General features: G+C 46.5%; 10 protein-coding genes. 2 read left to right on the top strand and 8 right to left on the bottom strand.

Translation table 11 applies throughout. The features are described from left to right. The 3 genes from QK890_RS17805 to QK890_RS17795 form a co-directional block, all read right to left on the bottom strand. A partial coding sequence (locus tag QK890_RS17805; RefSeq protein ID WP_367627488.1) for an HlyD family secretion protein occupies positions 1 to 845 on the bottom strand: 845 nt, incomplete at its 3' end. A gap of 13 nt (positions 846 to 858) precedes the next feature. After that, entirely contained in the window at positions 859 to 2,115 is a 1,257-nt protein-coding gene (locus tag QK890_RS17800; protein ID WP_032540506.1) for a TolC family protein, read from the bottom strand. A 317-nt stretch (positions 2,116 to 2,432) separates the two neighbouring features. Next, complete coding sequence (locus QK890_RS17795) at positions 2,433 to 3,593, bottom strand: 6-bladed beta-propeller (protein WP_032530063.1); 1,161 nt, start codon at positions 3,591 to 3,593, stop codon at positions 2,433 to 2,435. Positions 3,594 to 3,901: 308 nt separating this feature from the next. Between QK890_RS17795 and QK890_RS17790 the strand changes: the two genes are divergently transcribed. Next, entirely contained in the window at positions 3,902 to 4,789 is an 888-nt protein-coding gene (locus QK890_RS17790; protein WP_367627487.1) for a helix-turn-helix domain-containing protein, read from the top strand. A gap of 91 nt (positions 4,790 to 4,880) precedes the next feature. Here the strand turns inward: QK890_RS17790 and QK890_RS17785 are convergent, their stop codons facing one another. The 5 genes from QK890_RS17785 to QK890_RS17765 all read right to left on the bottom strand — a co-directional run bounded on the left by QK890_RS17785 (position 4,881) and on the right by QK890_RS17765 (position 14,081). Then, positions 4,881 to 7,037 (bottom strand): family 20 glycosylhydrolase, encoded by a 2,157-nt coding sequence (locus QK890_RS17785; RefSeq protein ID WP_032530062.1) that lies wholly within the window; start codon positions 7,035 to 7,037, stop codon positions 4,881 to 4,883. A 166-nt stretch (positions 7,038 to 7,203) separates the two neighbouring features. Next, entirely contained in the window at positions 7,204 to 7,500 is a 297-nt protein-coding gene (locus QK890_RS17780) for a thioredoxin family protein (protein ID WP_005778289.1), read from the bottom strand. Positions 7,501 to 7,606: 106 nt separating this feature from the next. Then, positions 7,607 to 10,837, bottom strand: a complete 3,231-nt coding sequence (gene carB, locus QK890_RS17775) for a carbamoyl-phosphate synthase (glutamine-hydrolyzing) large subunit (protein WP_005778290.1) — start codon at positions 10,835 to 10,837, stop codon at positions 7,607 to 7,609. 152 nt (positions 10,838 to 10,989) lie between these two features. After that, complete coding sequence (gene carA / locus QK890_RS17770; RefSeq protein ID WP_032537041.1) at positions 10,990 to 12,066, bottom strand: glutamine-hydrolyzing carbamoyl-phosphate synthase small subunit; 1,077 nt, start codon at positions 12,064 to 12,066, stop codon at positions 10,990 to 10,992. A gap of 131 nt (positions 12,067 to 12,197) precedes the next feature. After that, positions 12,198 to 14,081, bottom strand: a complete 1,884-nt coding sequence (locus QK890_RS17765; protein ID WP_022012625.1) for an amidophosphoribosyltransferase — start codon at positions 14,079 to 14,081, stop codon at positions 12,198 to 12,200. Between the two features lie 753 nt (positions 14,082 to 14,834). Here QK890_RS17765 and gltB point away from each other — a divergent pair. Further along, positions 14,835 to 19,379: a glutamate synthase large subunit gene (gene gltB, locus QK890_RS17760; RefSeq protein WP_032540503.1), complete on the top strand. Its 4,545-nt coding sequence runs from the start codon at positions 14,835 to 14,837 to the stop codon at positions 19,377 to 19,379. The last annotated feature ends 1 nt before the right edge of the window (position 19,380 follow it).

Raw genomic sequence — 19,380 nt, 5'->3', positions numbered from 1 at the left:
ACGGTTATCTTGACGGCATACACCAGATTGGCACGTTCTTCTTTTGTCAGAATCGTTTTAGGAGTAAATTCAGAACGATCTGAAATCCAGCTTACGACTCCCGGATACTCTTTACGTTCGTTTCCTCCATAGTCGGAGAAAACTGTCACCCGGTTACCGATTTTAACCTGCGAGAGCTGTTCGGATGTGATATAAGCGCGAAGATACATATGATCGACATCTGCCACCTTGAAGAGTGGCTTGCCCACGGCAGCCAGTTCTCCTGCTTCGGCATATTTCGCCAATACAGTACCGCTGATAGGCGAAACAATATGGCACTTTGCCAACTGGTCTTCCACCTGTGCCACCTGAATGGCTACTGACGAGCCTTGTTCCGTAAGACTGTTCGTACTGTTTTGTAAAGACGACATCTGTGCCGCAAGCTGACGCTCGAGCAAAGCGACCTGCGCATCCCAATCATCCAGTTGCTTCTGATTAGCGGCCCCGGCTTTCAAAAGGTTTTCTACACGTTTCTTCTCCCGTTGGGCGGTAGCGATTTGCTGGCGGGTAGCGGCAATCTGCTTGTTGACATCCGGACGTTGGCTTTCAACCGACTTCATACTGGCTTGCAATTGCAGTTTCTTCAGGTAAAGTTGCACGGTATCGATCAATCCCACTTCTTCACCGGATGCCAACCGTGTACCTTCTTCAACATCAAAGCACAGAAGCCTTCCCGAAGCCTCGGCCGAGACCAGAACTTCAGTCGCTTCGAAAGTTCCCGTAGCATCATAATCGGTAGTTCTGCCTCCGCAAGCGGAAAGTAAAGACAGTAAAAATAGACATCCTATAAGTTTATTTGATTTCATAACTGCTATTATATTAGTTATTCGTAGTATATTTCAATTGATAAATATTCATCAGGAGCTGGACTTCATGCAAAGCCTTGGTCTGTCGAGCCAGATTCTCGGAAGTCATATCCCGGAGCATATCGGTAACGGTCATGGTGCCATTAGCCACTTTCGCCTCCGAAGCTTTACGGATATTAGTCCGCAAACGGATAATTTCATCATCATCCACCATCTGACGGCGCACGCTCTCCACGGCACTCTCCTGCTGAGTAGCCTGAATGCGGGTGTTAAACAGAAACACATCCCGGTTACTGTCCAACTGTCGACGACTGGTATCTATCACCCGCCTATCGTTACGCAACGTATACAGGCTGCCGAAGTTCCACGACAAACGGACTCCTGCCACATAATAAGGGGTGAACTCATTTTTCAGCATATTCAGTCCCGGATTGCCATACGCCCCCTGTACGAAGAGCCCGAGACGAGGCATCAGTCCGGTTTTCAAAGCTTCTTCCTGTACTTGTAAGCGTCCGTTCTGTGCATCGAACCATAGCAATTCCGGACGATTATTCGCCATCACCTGTATGTCCGACTCGGCGACCGGCTTCTGTAAAGACGCACTGGCAGGTACTTCTTCGCCTGTCAGCAGCGAAAGCATTGACAGATAGGCCTGGCGTGAAGTCGTTAACTCTATCCGCTTTTGCCGGGTGTTCAATTGCTCCACACTGACGGCATCGAGATCGGCCTGACTGGCAATGCCATTTTCAATGTACGAAGAAATCTGCCTGTGGGTACGTTCCAGTTCTTCCAGGAAGAGCTGATTCTGGCTCAATTGTTCGTCCAGTAACAGAATCCCGAAATATACCTGATTCACCCGCTCGGTAAGTGCATACATATCCACATTCAGCTTTTCCCGGTCTACGTCCGACATCGCCTTTACCTGCTCTTTCCTTGAACGGATTTCACCACCGTCCCAAATGTTCTGTTTCAGTTCCAACATTACCTGATATTGATCCTTGGACAAGCCCTTGATATCTACCCCGGGAATCTGCACGGGCAGCTCTGTTACCTCACTCTGCCAGGTAGCTTTGCCCGAAAGGGTGAACTGAGGCAGATTAGCTTTCGACGCATTTGCCAGATTATATTCTTTAGTCTTCTCTATCAACCCATACTGCCTCACCAACGGATAGTTTTCCCGGGTTTTCCGTTGGCACTCTTCAAGGGTGATCTGCCCATATATCAGCAGGGCAAACAGAGAAAAAGACAAAGAAAAAATAAATCGTTTCATATTCTATTCCTAATTAATTCTTCTTTCCTGCAAAGATAGAGAATAAGAACACGCAACCAGGTTCCAATTGTTTGCAATAATGTTCTATTAGTTCGATTCTTTAGAATAAATCATATGAATCAAATGCCGACTGTGGATTTATTCAGGATTTAAGATACGCTATCCTTTTATTGAAGCCATTTATAAATCCATACCTTATTAGAGTCCGCGAAAAGCGATGACCGAAAAAACAAACCCCGGAAGATGACTCTCCCGGGGTTCCATATTTAGAAATACTTCTTTCTAAATCAACATTGCCATATCTCCATATGGATTCTTCATTCTTTCACCTTTCCGATAAACAGAACATTATTATCATTCTCATTCAAAGTAGCTGCCAGTTCCTTAAGTTTCTTTTCATCCGGACCGGAGCATTTGCCGGAAGCAAGATGTTTTTCTATCTTTTCAATCAACTGGCCCGGTTCCATACTTTGGATAAAGTACCCGCGATAGAAACTGTGACCCGGAGCCGAAATAGGAAGATTACCGTAAAAGTCATTAACAAGGCGGAAATAAGAAGAAGCATTCTTCTTAGTGTCTACCAAGACATCTCCACCTCCTGTTCCCTTTTTCCCCCAATAGGTGACCATGAAATGATGAGGTAGTCTGTAATATAAATGTATCGGTTTCTCATTCATATTCGGGAAGGTCATGGTGAATCTTGGTAACAACTTATTGTTAGTGGAATCATAAGTAAAAAGAGTATCTATACTGGTATGGAAGAAATCGAAATCGTTGCAATTTCTGTATGAGAAAATTTCTCCGTCGAAATTCATCACCTTTGTTGCAGCTGTCGCAGGGATTTGCTTCAGTATATTTCCGTCCGTATCCATTTGGAAAGCAAGAGGCTCTCCCTCATTGAAAGGCATGTGTATAATAGATAAACTTCCATCTTCATTCACCCATATTTTCGGTTTATTGACTTGTATGGGAAGCTGGATATCCTTAATCCATTGCCCGTTTATATCATACATCATGATTCTCTTCCCCACAAAAGGCGTGAAGAATATATGACCATTCTTTTCATCAATGCATTCATCGTAAAGGGTGGTGTCATATTCACCGGGACCGCTTCCTACGGAACCGACATTATATAGGAATTTACCATTCCTGTCAAACAGCTTAAACACACCCCGATCCCCTTGGCGGATACCGATGTAATTGTCGGTAGCATTAATAAACCAGGCTTTGAAGTATGCCTCTTCGGAGGTCTCAAAACGAACAATGCGACAATCTTCGACAAACTCGCTGAGTGGCACTTCTATGGTGTCTTTTACGAGTGATAAGTCACATATAGTCAGTTTGCTTCCGGCAGTTTCGACAGTAGTGATGCTCCCATCGTCTGTTTTCATTTCTTTGGATTTCTGGCCGGAGGTGTTACAAGCGGATACACATCCCAGCAACAAAGCGGAGGATAAAAGTAAATAAGTGGTTTTCATGCAGAATTGTATTTAAGTTATTCGTCATCAACAAATATACGAATACTTCGTAATTACAGACTGTCCGTATAAACATATTTGCTCCGGATTAAACTATATTAACTTTTTCAGGACAAGCTTCACCCCACTGCCCATACCCCTATTATATTATCCTCCATGCTCATCATCCTCATCAGTATGTTGAGGTCCGGACCGGGATACATGCACACTATCTCATTGTGTTTTGGATAAAATATGCTATTCTTTTACTTGGCTCGCTTATAAATCGCATATTTTATCTAAGTTTGCCGTGTGATAACAACTGATTTATGGAAAAGAACAAACCTCTGGAACTGGCACTCGACCTGCTGAAGCACAGCAACATGGTATGCAACAACGAATATCGCTTCGTCACCCCGGATTTTGGCATTGTCATCAGCTTCGCCAATATGGAAAGCCACCTGTTCCGTTTGGGACAACCCTACCGGCTGAAGGAAGGAAGAATTATCCGCGGACTACGTGGAAAGGCACAGATCATTATCAACCTGATTGAATATACCGTCTATCCACAAACCATTGTCACTTTCATCCCCGGCTCCATTGTCGAACTTTTAGAGTTCACACCCGATTACGATTTTCAGATGATCGCAGTGGACAAAGACTTCCTGCCGCTCCTACGACGTGACCAGCTCTTTGAATCACACGTACGGCAGAACCTCGTCACCCGGGTGACAGATACCGAATGGAAGTTGTCGGATGCTTATTTCACTCTGATTTGGGAAACTATTCAGGAAAAACCCTTCCGCCGGGAGGTAGTACAACATCTGCTTGCAGCTCTACTGCATAATATAAAGTATATACGGACGGAAGAAGCCAATGACGCTTCTCACAGGTTTTCACATCAGGAAGAGATATTCTGGCGATTCATCACACTGGTGAACGAATCCAGCAAAAACGAACGTACCGTAGGATTCTATGCCGACAAGCTATGCCTGACTCCCCGTTACCTGAACACGCTGATCCGGCAGGTCAGTCACCAGACAGTGATGGAGTGGATCAATCAGTCTGTTATTCTCGAAGCAAAAGTATTACTGAAACACAGTGACCTGCTTGTATACCAGATTTCAGATGAACTGCATTTTCCGAATCCCTCCTTCTTCTGCAAGTTCTTTAAACGAATGACGGGCATGACACCACAGGAGTATCAAAAAAGATAAATTCACTTTGATAGCATATTTTAGATTTAAATAGAAAAACATCAAAGGTCACAAAACATTGAATTCTAATGAAGTACACAGTATTACAATATTATTTAATATCAGTTTCGTATTCCAATCCTTCCACCTCTGAATAATGAATGCCATCCCACTTTACAGGCATAAAGCAAAATTGCCACCTGCGTTGTCCTTCATCCCCATTCCAGTGGCCGAAAGGTACACGAACTAAAACCTTATTTAGCCCCTTCTTGAGACTAATCTTAATTGGTGCCCGATAAAAATATCCTTGCCCTGTAAGCGGTATTTCAATTCTCCCCTGTCCCCATCCTGACCACGGTAAACTTTCAAAATCCCAAACAGGAGGCTCAATCCTATTTTCATTGAGCCATATATCTCCTCCACTCCAATCCCAACTGCCTTGTTGCGGTGCTCTTTCGGAACGATACCCGCCCGAATGTCCCCACATACCATTAAATCCGCACATTAAAAAAACGTCTTGCTCCCTGAGGCTTTTAATATATGTCAATGCATAACATGTCCCATTGCCAATTCCCACATCATCAGACATTAATGTAGGCCATAAGTTAGGCTGATATCTATTGTTATGCATATTAAACATTGCGTACAAAGAACGAATTTGTACTACTCCTCCGTAAGCTGCCTCATCTTTCCATTTTAAAATCTTATTATTATCGATATATTCACTTTTTATAATCCGTTCAGGCTCAAAAGAGGTATCATTGATTCCCTTATGATCAAAGGGACCTATGATTCTCCACTTAAGCTCAGATTGCTTGACATAAGCAAAAGGAATTCCTTGAAAATATTTATCCCTGTGAGCTACTAAACGATTTTCAAACTCATCAAATGCGATCCATGCATTACTACCTTTTTTAGGCATGTTAGCAACAAACTGATTGGCTGATTCTTTAGCACCTCTCCATATTCTTTCGGCATATGTTAATAGAGTAGGATAAAATGGATATTGAGTTAAAATTTGCTTTTCGGGATATTCCCCAAGTCCACCGTCTGTCCATACACACATCACTCCCCCCAATGCATTTGTGTTTTCAGAAGCAACTTCGCATGGTTGCTGAAAGAATACTTGTTGTACGCCGGACTGAGAATCCATATAATCCATATAAAATCCATTACCATCAATATAAGGTATATCTGTTTTGATCTGATGTCCTGATTCACATTTACCCCAAAACATACGAATACAATCGTTATCTTGCTGGTAGCCGGGACTCCAAATAACAATCCGCTTGCCTTTATCTCGAATATACTTAATCATCTCAGGCATGAACTCAGGCATTGCAAACCTAACTTCATCGGATCCGATATGAAATAAAGAATCCTTGAATAATGGAATTACCTCATCCAATGCCTCTTTTAGTATAGCAATTCCTTTGGAGGTCTGCATATCATATCCTGTTGCCTTTTTAAAATACGCACTATGACCAGGCATATCAACCTCGGGGAGTACCCTTACGTTAAGAGAATCACAATAGGCAACAAACTCTTTAATTTCTTTTTGTGTGTAAAATTTTCCCGGCTGTCGTGTTTTCCAGTAAGAATTATAGGATGTCAGTTCAGGATGACTCTTAACCTCAATTCTCCACCCGGGATCATCAGTTAAATGAAGGTGGAGCATATTTATTTTGTACATAGACAATTTGCGGATCACTTCACGCAAAAAAGAGATCTCCAAAAAATTACGTCCTACATCAATCATCACCGAACGAACGCTAAATTCAGGGAGATCATCAACGTTACAATAATGTAAACGTAACATGCCGTGAGGTGATTCGGTAATCATTTGACGAAGCGTTTGTAAAGCGTTAAAATACCCACCAAATGCATTTGCCTCAATAATAATACCCTGTTTGTTAACTTGTAATGTATATGCTTCATTCGTTTTGAGCTTCCTTGAAGGAGTTGTAAATCTAATTTCGCATGTTTTTTTTCTCACCGACGTGAATTTTAGTGAATTAGAAATATCTATCACCTCTCTCTTCACTTTTTGTTGAGTAGAACAATCGACAGAACCAGAAAACAAGATCGATAATTCTGTAAAATCTATGGTTTTGCGAGTTGAAGCAATAAATTTAGGCTGCGGTATTATGGCAGGATGACAGGCCTCTTGGGACGGCGTCGGAAGAGTCCAATTCTGTGCATAAGCAATATGATTTGTAAATAAAAACAGACCTGCTATCCACAGGATCACTCTTATTGCTGATTTCATTATGATATTTTTAAGGTACAATAAATGCAAAGATAATAATTTATCGGAAGTAAAAAATATCTTAAAGAAAGAAAAGCTGTTCATTTACTAACCTTATAAACAAACTACCCGATATAGCGCATGCTACATCGGGTAGAAAATACAAAATGACATGATTGGCACTTTGCTATTTGAACTCTTCCAACACCAGTTTAAGTTCATCGATGGTCAGTTCTCCCACTTGCCTCCACAATTCGTGTCCACGCTGCAGAAGGATGAAAGCCGGAGCCGTCTCGATATTGAATGAATCCGCGACTGCCTTATCTCCCACTATATTCACTTTAACCACCTCGGAGACTTGTTTCTCGTAAGTCCGTACTACAGGTTCCAGCCATTCATAATGGGGAGACCAGTCTGCATAAAATTCTACCAACACCAGACGATTCGTTCCGGATGCGGCATCCAATTGCTCTGCTATACTCATTGTTACACGCTTTATTGATTTATATGTACTTTCAACAACAGTCAACAGAAAAAGTTCCGGATTTCAGGATTGTTAAGCAAAAGAGGAGAAGAGAAGACTGAACTTCTTATTTATATTCTTCCCATGACTTGATTGCTATATCGTCAATATCCATTGTACAGAACGCATTGATAAACGCACTCGCCAATCGGGCATTGGTAATCAGCGGGATGTTGAGGTCGATGGCGGCACGACGGATTTTGTAACCGTTATCCAGTTCACCGGCAGTCAGATTCTTGGGAATATTGACTACCATGTCGATCTCTTTCTTGTGCAACATCTCGAGTGCCTGGGGATGTCCTTCCTCACTGGGCCAGTAGACGCGGGTGTTCTCTACGCCATTCTCGGTAAGAAATTTGCTGGAACCTCCCGTTGCGAAGATATTATATCCCTTCTTCTGTAACATACGGGCCGCTTCGAGCATATCCACTTTCTGTTTCGGCGTTCCGGTAGAGAGCAGGATGTTCTTCTTCGGAATGCGATAGCCCACGGAAAGCATTGCTTTTAGTACGGCACAGGAAGTATCGCTGCCGATACAACCTACCTCACCGGTCGATGCCATGTCGACACCCAGCACAGGATCAGCTTTCTGAAGACGATTGAAAGAGAACTGACTGGCCTTGATACCGACATAATCGAGTTCAAAAAGGTTCTTGTTCGGCTTCTCAACAGGCAGACCGAGCATGACTTTCGTAGCAAGTTCGATAAAGTTGATCTTCAGCACTTTGCTGACAAAGGGGAACGAACGGCTGGCACGGAGATTACATTCGATCACTTTGATGTCGTTGTCTTTAGCCAGATACTGGATGTTGAACGGACCGGAGATATTGAGTGCCTTGGCTATTTCACGACTGATACGCTTAATGCGACGCACCGTCTCCACATACAACTTCTGCGGCGGGAACTGGATGGTGGCATCACCGGAGTGTACGCCGGCAAATTCGATGTGTTCGGAAATGGCATACGCAACGATCTCCCCGTTTTGTGCTACGGCATCCATCTCCACCTCTTTGGCATGTTCAATGAACTGGCTGACCACAACCGGGTGCTTCTTCGAAACATTGGCTGCCAGTTGCAGGAAGCGTTCCAGTTCTTCCTGATTGGAGCAAACATTCATGGCCGCCCCACTAAGCACATACGACGGACGCACGAGCACAGGGAAACCGACCTTGTCTACGAAGGAGTTGATATCTTCGAGCGAAGTAAGCGCACGCCATTCCGGCTGATCCACGCCGATGCGGTCGAGCATGGCGGAGAATTTATCACGGTCCTCGGCATTATCGATACTCTTGGCGGAAGTACCGAGAATATGGATATTCTGGGCATCGAGGCGCAGAGCAAGATTGTTCGGTATCTGCCCTCCGGTGGAGACGATGACACCATGCGGATTCTCCAGTTCAAGAATATCCATCACACGTTCGAAAGTCAATTCGTCAAAGTAGAGGCGATCGCACATATCGTAATCGGTCGATACGGTTTCGGGATTATAATTGATCATCACCGAACGCCAGCCTTCCTTACGGATGGTATTGAGTGCCTGCACCCCGCACCAGTCAAACTCTACCGAAGAACCGATGCGATAAGCACCCGAACCAAGCACTACGATGGAACGGTGGTCGCCCAGGTAGGTTACATCGTTGGCTGTGCCGCTGTAGGTCAAATAGAGGTAATTGGTCTGTGCCGGATACTCGGCAGCAAGCGTATCGATCTGCTTCACCACGGGAACGATGCCCAGGCTCTTGCGGTAATTGCGGACATAAAGGCTTCCGTCTTCCATATCACCTTCGTAACCGATGGCACGTGCTATCTGGAAGTCAGAGAATCCCTGTCGCTTGGCTTGCTTAAGCAGGTCGGCAGGCAAGTCGGCTATCTGCTTGTGATTATTCCCCCACTGATGAAGCTCCTCCGAAGTATTCATGATGTTCATCAGCTTTTGCAGGAACCATTTGTCAATCTTGGTCAGGTCGTGCACCTGATCGATGGTATATCCCGCACGGAAGGCCTTCGATATGACGAAGATACGTTTGTCGGTCGGTTCATGCAGCGCTTTGTCGATGTCGGAGATGACGAGTTCTTTGTTTTCCACAAAACCGTGCATACCCTGTCCTATCATACGAAGTCCTTTCTGAATCGCTTCTTCAAAGGTACGCCCGATGGCCATCACCTCACCGACAGACTTCATAGAAGAACCGAGTTCTTTATCCACTCCGTGGAACTTACCGAGATCCCAACGGGGGATTTTGCAGACTACGTAGTCCAGCGCCGGTTCAAAGAACGCACTGGTAGTCTTCGTCACGGAGTTTTTCAAATCGAACAGCCCGTACCCGAGTCCGAGTTTGGCAGCCACGAAAGCAAGCGGATAACCGGTAGCCTTCGACGCCAAAGCAGACGAACGGCTCAGACGGGCATTCACCTCGATCACCCGGTAATCTTCCGATTCGGGATCGAAAGCATACTGCACGTTACATTCGCCCACGATACCGATGTGGCGGATGATGCGGATGGCAAGCTCACGCAATTTATGATATTCTTTATTGGTCAAGGTTTGCGAAGGAGCAATCACAATGGATTCTCCGGTATGGATGCCCAGTGGGTCGAAATTCTCCATGTTGCAGACCGTGATACAGTTGTCAAAGCGGTCGCGCACTACTTCGTATTCCACCTCTTTCCATCCCCGCAGGCTCTTCTCAACCAGCACCTGCGGAGAAAAAGCGAACGCTTTCTCAACAAGTACGTCCAGTTCTGCTTCGTTGTCACAGAAGCCGGAACCTAATCCACCCAATGCGTAAGCCGCACGGACAATGACCGGATAACCTAATTCCCGGGCTGCACGACGAGCATCTTCGGCGTTCTCAACAGCTTCGCTCTTGATGGTTTTCACGTCAATCTCGTTCAGCTTCTCCACGAAAAGCTCACGGTCTTCGGTATCGATAATGGCTTGTACGGGAGTTCCCAATACACGTACTCCGTATTTTTCGAGAATGCCTTCGCGGTAAAGGGCCACGCCGCAGTTCAGTGCCGTCTGTCCGCCAAAGGCAAGCATGATACCCTCAGGACGTTCCTTCTGAATCACCTTCTCGACGAAATAAGGAGTTACGGGAAGGAAATAAATCTGATCTGCCACACCTTCCGATGTCTGTACGGTGGCAATATTGGGGTTGATCAGGATGGTTTCGATTCCTTCTTCTTTCAAGGCTTTGAGCGCCTGGGAACCGGAGTAGTCGAACTCACCGGCTTCACCGATTTTCAAGGCTCCGGAACCAAGGAGCAGTACTTTCTTTATATTGTTTTCTTTCATTATTAATTTGTTTTTGAGGTTAATCCACCACAGAGGACACAGAGAACACAGAGAATATCTTTCTCTTAAACATCTTAATAAACAAGAGATTAAAACTCTGTGTCCTCTGTGGTGAATCGTATTCGTTTCTGATCATTTATGCAGAATATACTTCAGAGCAGTTTCACGAACTCGTCGAAAAGGAATTCCGTATCGGTCGGTCCGCTTGCCGCTTCCGGATGGAACTGTGCGGAGAACCACGGGTTTATTTTATGGCGGATTCCTTCGTTGGAGCCATCATTCATATTGATGAACAACGGTTCCCAATCGGTGCCGAGTGTGTTGTTATCTACCGCGTAACCATGATTTTGTGAAGTGATGAAACAACGTTCAGTGCCTGCCATCCGTACCGGCTGATTATGACTGCGATGACCGTATTTCAGTTTGTATATTTTGGCTCCTCCGGCTTTGCTCAGCAACTGGTTACCCATGCAGATACCAAAAATAGGAAGTTTCGGGTCCTGCATGGCACGGCGGATGTTCTGCACCGCAGCATCACATGTATCCGGGTCACCCGGTCCGTTGGAGATGAAGAGTCCGTCGAATTCCAGATGATTGAAATCATAATCCCAAGGCACGCGAATCACTTCCACATCCCGACGAAGCAAGCAGCGGATAATGTTCGTCTTTACACCGCAATCCACCAATACCACTTTTTTCTTACCCGCGCCTTCATTGTAACGGATCACCTCTTTACAGGAAACCTTGTCTACGTAGTTCACCCCGCTGTAAACAGCTTCCGGAGCATTTTCCGGTTCATCGTCAAACACAATCCGTCCCATCATCACTCCGTGTTCACGCAGCACTTTGGTCAGCTCACGGGTATCGATGCCCGTAATGCCCGGCACTTGCTCCCGTTTCAGCCAGTCCGCCAGACTTTCCACTGCGTTCCAATGGCTGTATTCCTGTGAGTAATCGCTCACGATGATGGCTTCGGCATGGATGCGTTCGCTCTCCATGAATGTAGCCAGCCCGTTGGGTTCCATACTGAAAGGAGGCACACCATAGTTGCCTACCAGCGGATAAGTCAGTGTCATCAGCTGCCCTGCATACGAAGGGTCGGTCAGACTCTCCGGATAACCGGTCATGGCGGTATTAAACACGACTTCACCTGCCACAGGCTTTTCGTAGCCAAACGACTTGCCGTGGAAACGGCTCCCGTCGTCAAGGATCAAAGTTACATTCTTCATTCTTATCTTCGTTTTAATCCACCACAAAGGATACAAAGCTCGCAGAGGTTTCATCTTTTATTTTAAAGTACATCTAAAAGAAACCGGTCCACTGTGTACGCTGCATCCTCTGTAGTAAAATCCTGATTTTCTTAAAATTGATATACCTGTTCAATATAATTAATAAATGCTTCGTTCAGCAGTTTCACTCCGCCCGGCGTTGGATAATTACCGCTGAAATACCAGTCTCCCGTATGGTTGGGACATGCCTCGTGCAATCCTTCAAGGGGTTGGTAAACAATCTGTACCTTGGCCTTCGTACCCTTCGGCGTCAGCAGTTCCACCATTTTAGCAGAGATTTCCTCGTCGGTGAAAGGAGCATAAATCTCCTTCACGTAGTTTACCATCTGTTCCTTCGGCAATCCTACCTGATCTTTCGATTTCCGGTAAGCTGCTGCGATCACGTCTTTCATATCCCGGTCCTTCAATAGTTCGATTGCCGCCTTGAAAGCGATGAACTCGGACATTTTCGCCATATCGATGCCGTAATAGTCCGGATAGCGAACTTGCGGGGAGGAAGAAACGATAACTATCTTTTTCGGTCCCAAACGGTCGAGGATACCGATAATGCTTTGCTTCAATGTGGTGCCACGGACGATGCTGTCATCGATAATCACCAGATTGTCGATACCTGCCCGGAGGCTGCCGTATGTTATGTCATACACGTGTGCCGCCAGATCGTTCCGGCTATTACCTTCGGCAATGAAAGTACGTAGTTTGATGTCCTTGATCGCTACCTTTTCCGAACGGATACGGCGAGACAGGATCACTTCCAGTTCATCGTGGTCCGGATTATGTCCCAGATTGGCAATCTGTCGTACCTTTTCTTCATTCAGGTAATCGTCCAGCCCTTGAAGCATACCGTAAAATGCCACCTCCGCCGTATTCGGTATGAACGAGAATACGGTATGGTCGAGATCATTATCAATTGCCTTCAGGATGTTCGGCACCAGCTTTTCACCCAGTTGTTTTCTCTCCTTATAGATGTCCGCGTCACTACCCCGTGAGAAGTAAATCCGCTCAAACGAACAGGCTTTCTTCTCCCGCGCTTTGTTGATCTGTGCCGTACGCAGTTTTCCCTCTTTGCTGATAAGAAGTGCCTGCCCCGGTTGCAATTCCTTTATTTCTCCTATCGGAACATTGAGTGCAGTCTGAATCACCGGACGTTCACTGGCAAGCACCGCAATTTCTTCATCCTGATACCAGAATGCCGGGCGGATCCCCCACGGGTCGCGCAACGCAAAGCTCTCTCCGCTTCCGGTCAGTCCGCACATCACATATCCTCCATCCCATTCCTTGCTCGATGTACGCAACACGTTTGCAAGATCCATATGATCCTCAATATAATGCGTCACGCCCATACCGGTCAGTCCTTCGGCCTCGGCCTGATTGAACAGTCGTTCCACTTCCCGGTCGAGTCTGTGCCCCACCTGTTCGAGCATGATATAAGTATCGGCATACTTACGCGGATGTTGTCCGATGGCAGTGATACGGGCAAACACTTCGTCCACATTTGTCATGTTGAAGTTACCGCAAAGGGCAAGGTTCTTCGCCCGCCAGTTGTTCCTTCTGAGAAATGGATGGACATAGGATATGCCGGATTTTCCGGTGGTCGAATAACGCAGATGTCCCATGTATACTTCCCCCGCAAAGGGCAGTGTACGCTTGGCAAACCCAGCATCGTGCAATTGCTCCCCGGTCAGATCCTTGAAGTTGGCCTGCACCGTTTCAAAAATTTCAGTGATGGCACCGGAACCCAACGCCCGTTCACGGAACATATACTCTTCACCCGGATTTGCTTCCAGTTTCACACATGCCAGTCCGGCACCTTCCTGCCCACGGTTATGCTGTTTTTCCATCAGCAGGTAGAGCTTATTGAGCCCATACATCCATGTCCCGTACTTCTTTTCGTAATACTCCAGCGGTTTAAGCAAACGAATCATGGCAACGCCACATTCATGTTTCAGTTGTTCCATCTATTTTCGATTTAACTATATTACAATCGGTTATTGAACTCACACCATAATCACACTCTTTTCCTCCTATCCCGGTCGGTCTGTCGTGCCTTCCCGACCCATAACGATACATCACGGGCAAAGGTACACTAATTATCAACGGTTTAAAGCACTTTAATGTTTCCGGACTTCCGATACATAGATTATCGGTCTTACAAAACCGGTAACTCTGCAGGAAACATGAAACGAAATGAACGGGGATCTCTGTACAAGTACTGTTACAGGAAGTATAACTTTGGGATAGAAATTCTTGGAGGATAACGGTGGAAATTTCAAGATTGCCGTTAGCAATAAAAACAGATGCTTCGCCTTTCGGCTGATACATATCAATATAGCCTACCATTCCACACATATTATCCTTTTTTGTTTTCGCGTGCAAAGATACATAATCTAAATAACATAAAGATTAGTTTTCCTATAAATATTTGACATAAACGTACAAAAAAGTTGTTTTAATATCAAAACGTTAATTTATCTATTATTTCAGTCTCAAAAAGAAAGAGATTACAATCGTTTAATGATATAATGGAAGCAAGTTACAGTTTGAAACAAAAAGTAGTTAATTTGCTTACGATCTGAAATATTAAAAAACTAAAAAGAGAATTAGTGTCACACAAAGGCGCGCCATACATATCATAATGAAATTAAATTCCTATTTTTGCCGAACATTTTGATACAACAAACAGGTATTATCGTATAATAAAGCTAAACAGAATGAAGGAACAAGAACTTTTTAACAACGAAACAAAAGAGTTGCCCTGTCAACGACTGCCCGAACAGTTGGGGCTCTATCATGCAATGAACGAACATGATGCCTGCGGAGTGGGTATGTTGGTGAACATTGACGGGGGAAAATCGCACGACATTGTGGAGTCCGCACTAAAAGTACTGGAAAACATGCGTCACCGTGGTGCCGAAGGAGCGGATAACAAAACAGGAGACGGCGCAGGCATCATGCTCCAGATTCCTCATGAATTTATCTTGTTGCAAGGCATACCTGTCCCCGAAAAAGGGAAGTACGGAACAGGTTTGATTTTCCTCCCCAAAAACGAAGAAGACCGGGCAACCATTCTGAGTATTATTATCGAGGAGATTGAAAAAGAAGGATTAACACTGATGCACCTGCGCAATGTACCTACTTGCCCGGACATATTGGGTGAATCGGCACGAACAGCCGAACCGGACATCAAACAGATATTCATCACCGGATTTACGGAAACGGAGACAGCCGACCGCAAACTCTATGTGATAAGAAAAAGGATTGAAAACCGGATACGCAAATCATCTGTCCCGGCAAAAGACGACTTTTACATTGTGTCGCTGTCTACCAAAAGCATCATATATAAAGGTATGTTGTCATCCTTACAGTTGCGTAGTTATTTCCCCGATCTGACAAACAACTATTTCACCAGCGGACTTGCATTGGTACACTCACGTTTCAGCACCAACACATTTCCCACATGGGGACTGGCGCAACCCTTCCGTCTACTGGCACACAACGGTGAAATAAATACCATTCGCGGTAACCGGGGATGGATGGAAGCAAGGGAAAGCGTACTCTCCTCACCTACCTTGGGGGATATCAGGGAGCTCCGCCCCATCATCCAGCCGGGTGGAAGTGACAGCGCCTCTTTAGATAACGTACTCGAGTTCCTGGTAATGTCCGGCCTCAGCTTGCCACATGCCATGGCTATGCTGGTACCGGAATCATTCAACGAAAAGAATCCGATCAGCGAAGACCTGAAAGCATTCTACGAATATCACTCCATCCTGATGGAACCATGGGACGGACCGGCTGCCCTGCTGTTCAGCGACGGTCGCTATGCGGGAGGTATGCTCGACCGTAACGGACTACGCCCCGCCCGCTATCTGATTACTCACAACAACATGATGGTAGTGGCCTCCGAAGTCGGCGTAATGGACTTCGAACCCGGAGATATCAAAGAGAAAGGACGCCTGCAACCGGGCAAGATATTGTTGGTAGACACCGAAAAAGGTGAGATCTACTACGACGGTGAACTGAAAAAACAGTTGGCGGAGGCCAAGCCTTACCGTACCTGGCTCGCCAACAACCGGATTGAACTGAATGAACTGAAAAGTGGACGCAAAGTATCACACAGTGTAGAGAACTACGGCCGCATGTTACGTACCTTCGGCTATTCAAAAGAAGACATCGAAAAGATCATCACCCCGATGGCGACCGGAGGGGCCGAACCGATCAATTCGATGGGCAACGACACCCCCCTGGCCGTACTCTCGGATAAACCACAACTCTTGTACAATTACTTCCGGCAACAATTTGCACAAGTGACAAACCCTCCCATCGATCCCATCCGCGAGGAATTGGTGATGTCGCTGACGGAATATATCGGTGCTGTGGGCATGAACATTCTCACCCCCAGCGAGAGTCATTGCAAAATGGTGCGCCTCAACCACCCTGTACTGAACAATGCCCAACTGGATATCTTATGCAATATCCGGTATAAAGGATTCAAAACAGTAAAGCTGCCCATACTGTTTGAGGCTGATAAAGGAAAAGCCGGACTTCAAGAGGCACTGACCGCCCTGTGCAAGCAGGCAGAAGCCTCCGTCGTAGAGGGAGTCAACTACATCGTACTGACCGACAGAGAGGTCGATGCCACACATGCTGCCATTCCATCCTTACTGGCTGTCAGTGCAGTGCATCATTATCTGATCTCAGTGGGCAAACGTGTCCAGACTGCTCTGGTAGTAGAAAGCGGCGAGATACGCGAAGTGATGCATGCAGCCCTGCTGCTTGGCTTTGGAGCCAGCGCATTGAACCCCTACATGGCCTTTGGCATTCTCGACAAGCTCGTTACCGGTAAAGATATCCAACTCGATTATGCCACAGCAGAAAAGAACTACATCAAAGCCATCTGCAAAGGGCTCTTCAAAATCATGAGTAAAATGGGGATCAGTACCATCCGTTCATACCGGGGAGCAAAAATATTCGAAGCTATAGGATTAAGCGAAGAACTGAGCAAGGCTTGTTTCGGCGGCCTGCCCTCTACCATCGGCGGCATCCGGCTTGAAGAGATAGCCAAAGATGCCATCGCTTTCCACAATGAAGGATTCGCAGCGGAAAACAGTGATGACATTTTGCCCAACAAAGGCTTATACTCTTTCCGAAAAGACGGGGAAAAACATGCCTGGAATCCGGAAACGATCAGTGCCCTGCAACTGGCAACCCGCCTGGGCAGCTACAAGAAATTCAAAGAGTTTACACAAATGGCAGATGAAAAAGAAATGCCCATCTTTCTGCGCGATTTCCTGGGATTCAAACGGTCGCCTATCTCTATCGACAAGGTAGAGCCCGTTGAAAACATCATGAAACGTTTTGTTACCGGTGCCATGAGTTACGGTTCGATCAGCCGGGAAGCACACGAGACAATGGCCATCGCCATGAATGCCATTCACGGACGGAGCAATACCGGTGAAGGAGGTGAAGATGCCAAGCGATTCACCCCGCGTCCGGACGGAACAAACCTGAGAAGTGCCATCAAACAGGTAGCTTCGGGACGTTTTGGCGTGACTGCCGAATATCTGGTAAACGCGGATGAAATACAGATCAAGATTGCACAAGGCGCCAAGCCGGGCGAAGGCGGACAGTTGCCCGGCTATAAGGTGGACGAAGTGATAGCCCGTACCCGTCACTCCATACCGGGCATCTCGCTGATTTCCCCTCCTCCTCACCATGATATTTATTCAATCGAAGATCTGGCACAACTTATCTTCGACTTGAAAAACGTAAATCCCCGGGCGAGAATCAGTGTCAAACTGGTAGCCGAAAGCGGAGTCGGCACCATTGCCGCAGGTGTAGCCAAGGCCAAAGCCGACCTGATCGTCATCTCCGGTGCCGAAGGCGGAACAGGAGCTTCACCCGCCTCTTCCATCCGTTACGCCGGCATCCCACCCGAATTAGGATTGAGTGAAACCCAGCAAACCCTGGTGCTGAACGGACTGAGAGGTCAAGTCATGCTCCAGGTGGACGGACAGCTGAAAACCGGACGGGACATCATCCTGATGGCAATGTTGGGAGCCGAAGAGTTTGGATTTGCCACCTCTGCACTGATTGTTCTGGGATGTGTCATGATGCGCAAGTGTCATCAGAATACTTGCCCGGTAGGCGTGGCCACACAAAATGAAGAATTACGTAGACGCTTCCACGGACGCAGCGAATACCTGGTGAACTTCTTCACTTTCCTGGCACAGGAGGTACGCGAGTATCTTGCGGAAATAGGTGTCGAAAAGCTGGACGACATTATCGGACGGACGGACCTGATCGAACGCACCCCCCAAGATATGCTCCCCAAGCACAGCCTGATTGACTTCAGCAGGTTGCTGGTACGGGTTGACAACCGGGCTGCCATTCTGCATACCACCAATCAGGACCACGGTATCTCGGCGGTGAAAGATGTGGAAATAATCCATGCCGCCCGCGAAGCCATCGAACGCCAACGGGAAGTCTCTCTGGAATATACCATTGCCAACACTGACCGCGCGTGCGGTGCCATGCTCTCAGGTGCCATCGCTACCCGGTATGGAGAAAAAGGTCTGCCGGAACATACGCTGAACGTCAAATTCAAAGGTTCCGCCGGACAGTCATTCGGTGCCTTCCTTGTACCGGGAGTCAACTTCAAGCTGGAGGGCGAAGCCAACGACTATTTGGGAAAAGGATTGAGTGGCGGACGTATCGCCGTACTTCCACCGGTACGAAGCAATTTCGAAGCGGAAGAAAACACTATTGCCGGAAACACCCTGCTATACGGAGCCACCAGTGGTGAAGTATACATCAATGGACGTGCGGGCGAACGTTTTGCGGTGAGAAACTCCGGAGCCGTCGCTGTTGTCGAAGGTGTGGGTGACCATTGTTGCGAATACATGACCGGCGGACGGGTGGTCGTGTTGGGACAGACCGGACGCAACTTTGCAGCCGGCATGTCGGGCGGCGTAGCCTATGTATGGAACAAAGAAGGAAACTTCGACTATTTCTGCAACATGGAGATGGTGGAACTTTCACTGATCGAAGAAGCCGGCTATCGCAAAGAACTTCATGAACTGATCCGCCAACATTATCTCTATACAGGCTCAAAACTGGCACGCACCATGCTCGACAATTGGAATCACTGCGTGGACGAATTCATCCAGGTGGTACCGATCGAATATAAAAAGGTGTTGCAGGAAGAACAGATGCGGAAACTGCAACAGAAAATAGCAGATATGCAGAGAGACTATTAGA

Origin of the sequence: Bacteroides sp. NGMCC 1.200775 (genome assembly GCF_040798045.1) — a bacterium.
Classification (GTDB): Bacteria; Bacteroidota; Bacteroidia; order Bacteroidales; family Bacteroidaceae; genus Bacteroides; species Bacteroides hominis.
This window is presented reverse-complemented; position numbering and strand designations above follow the sequence as displayed.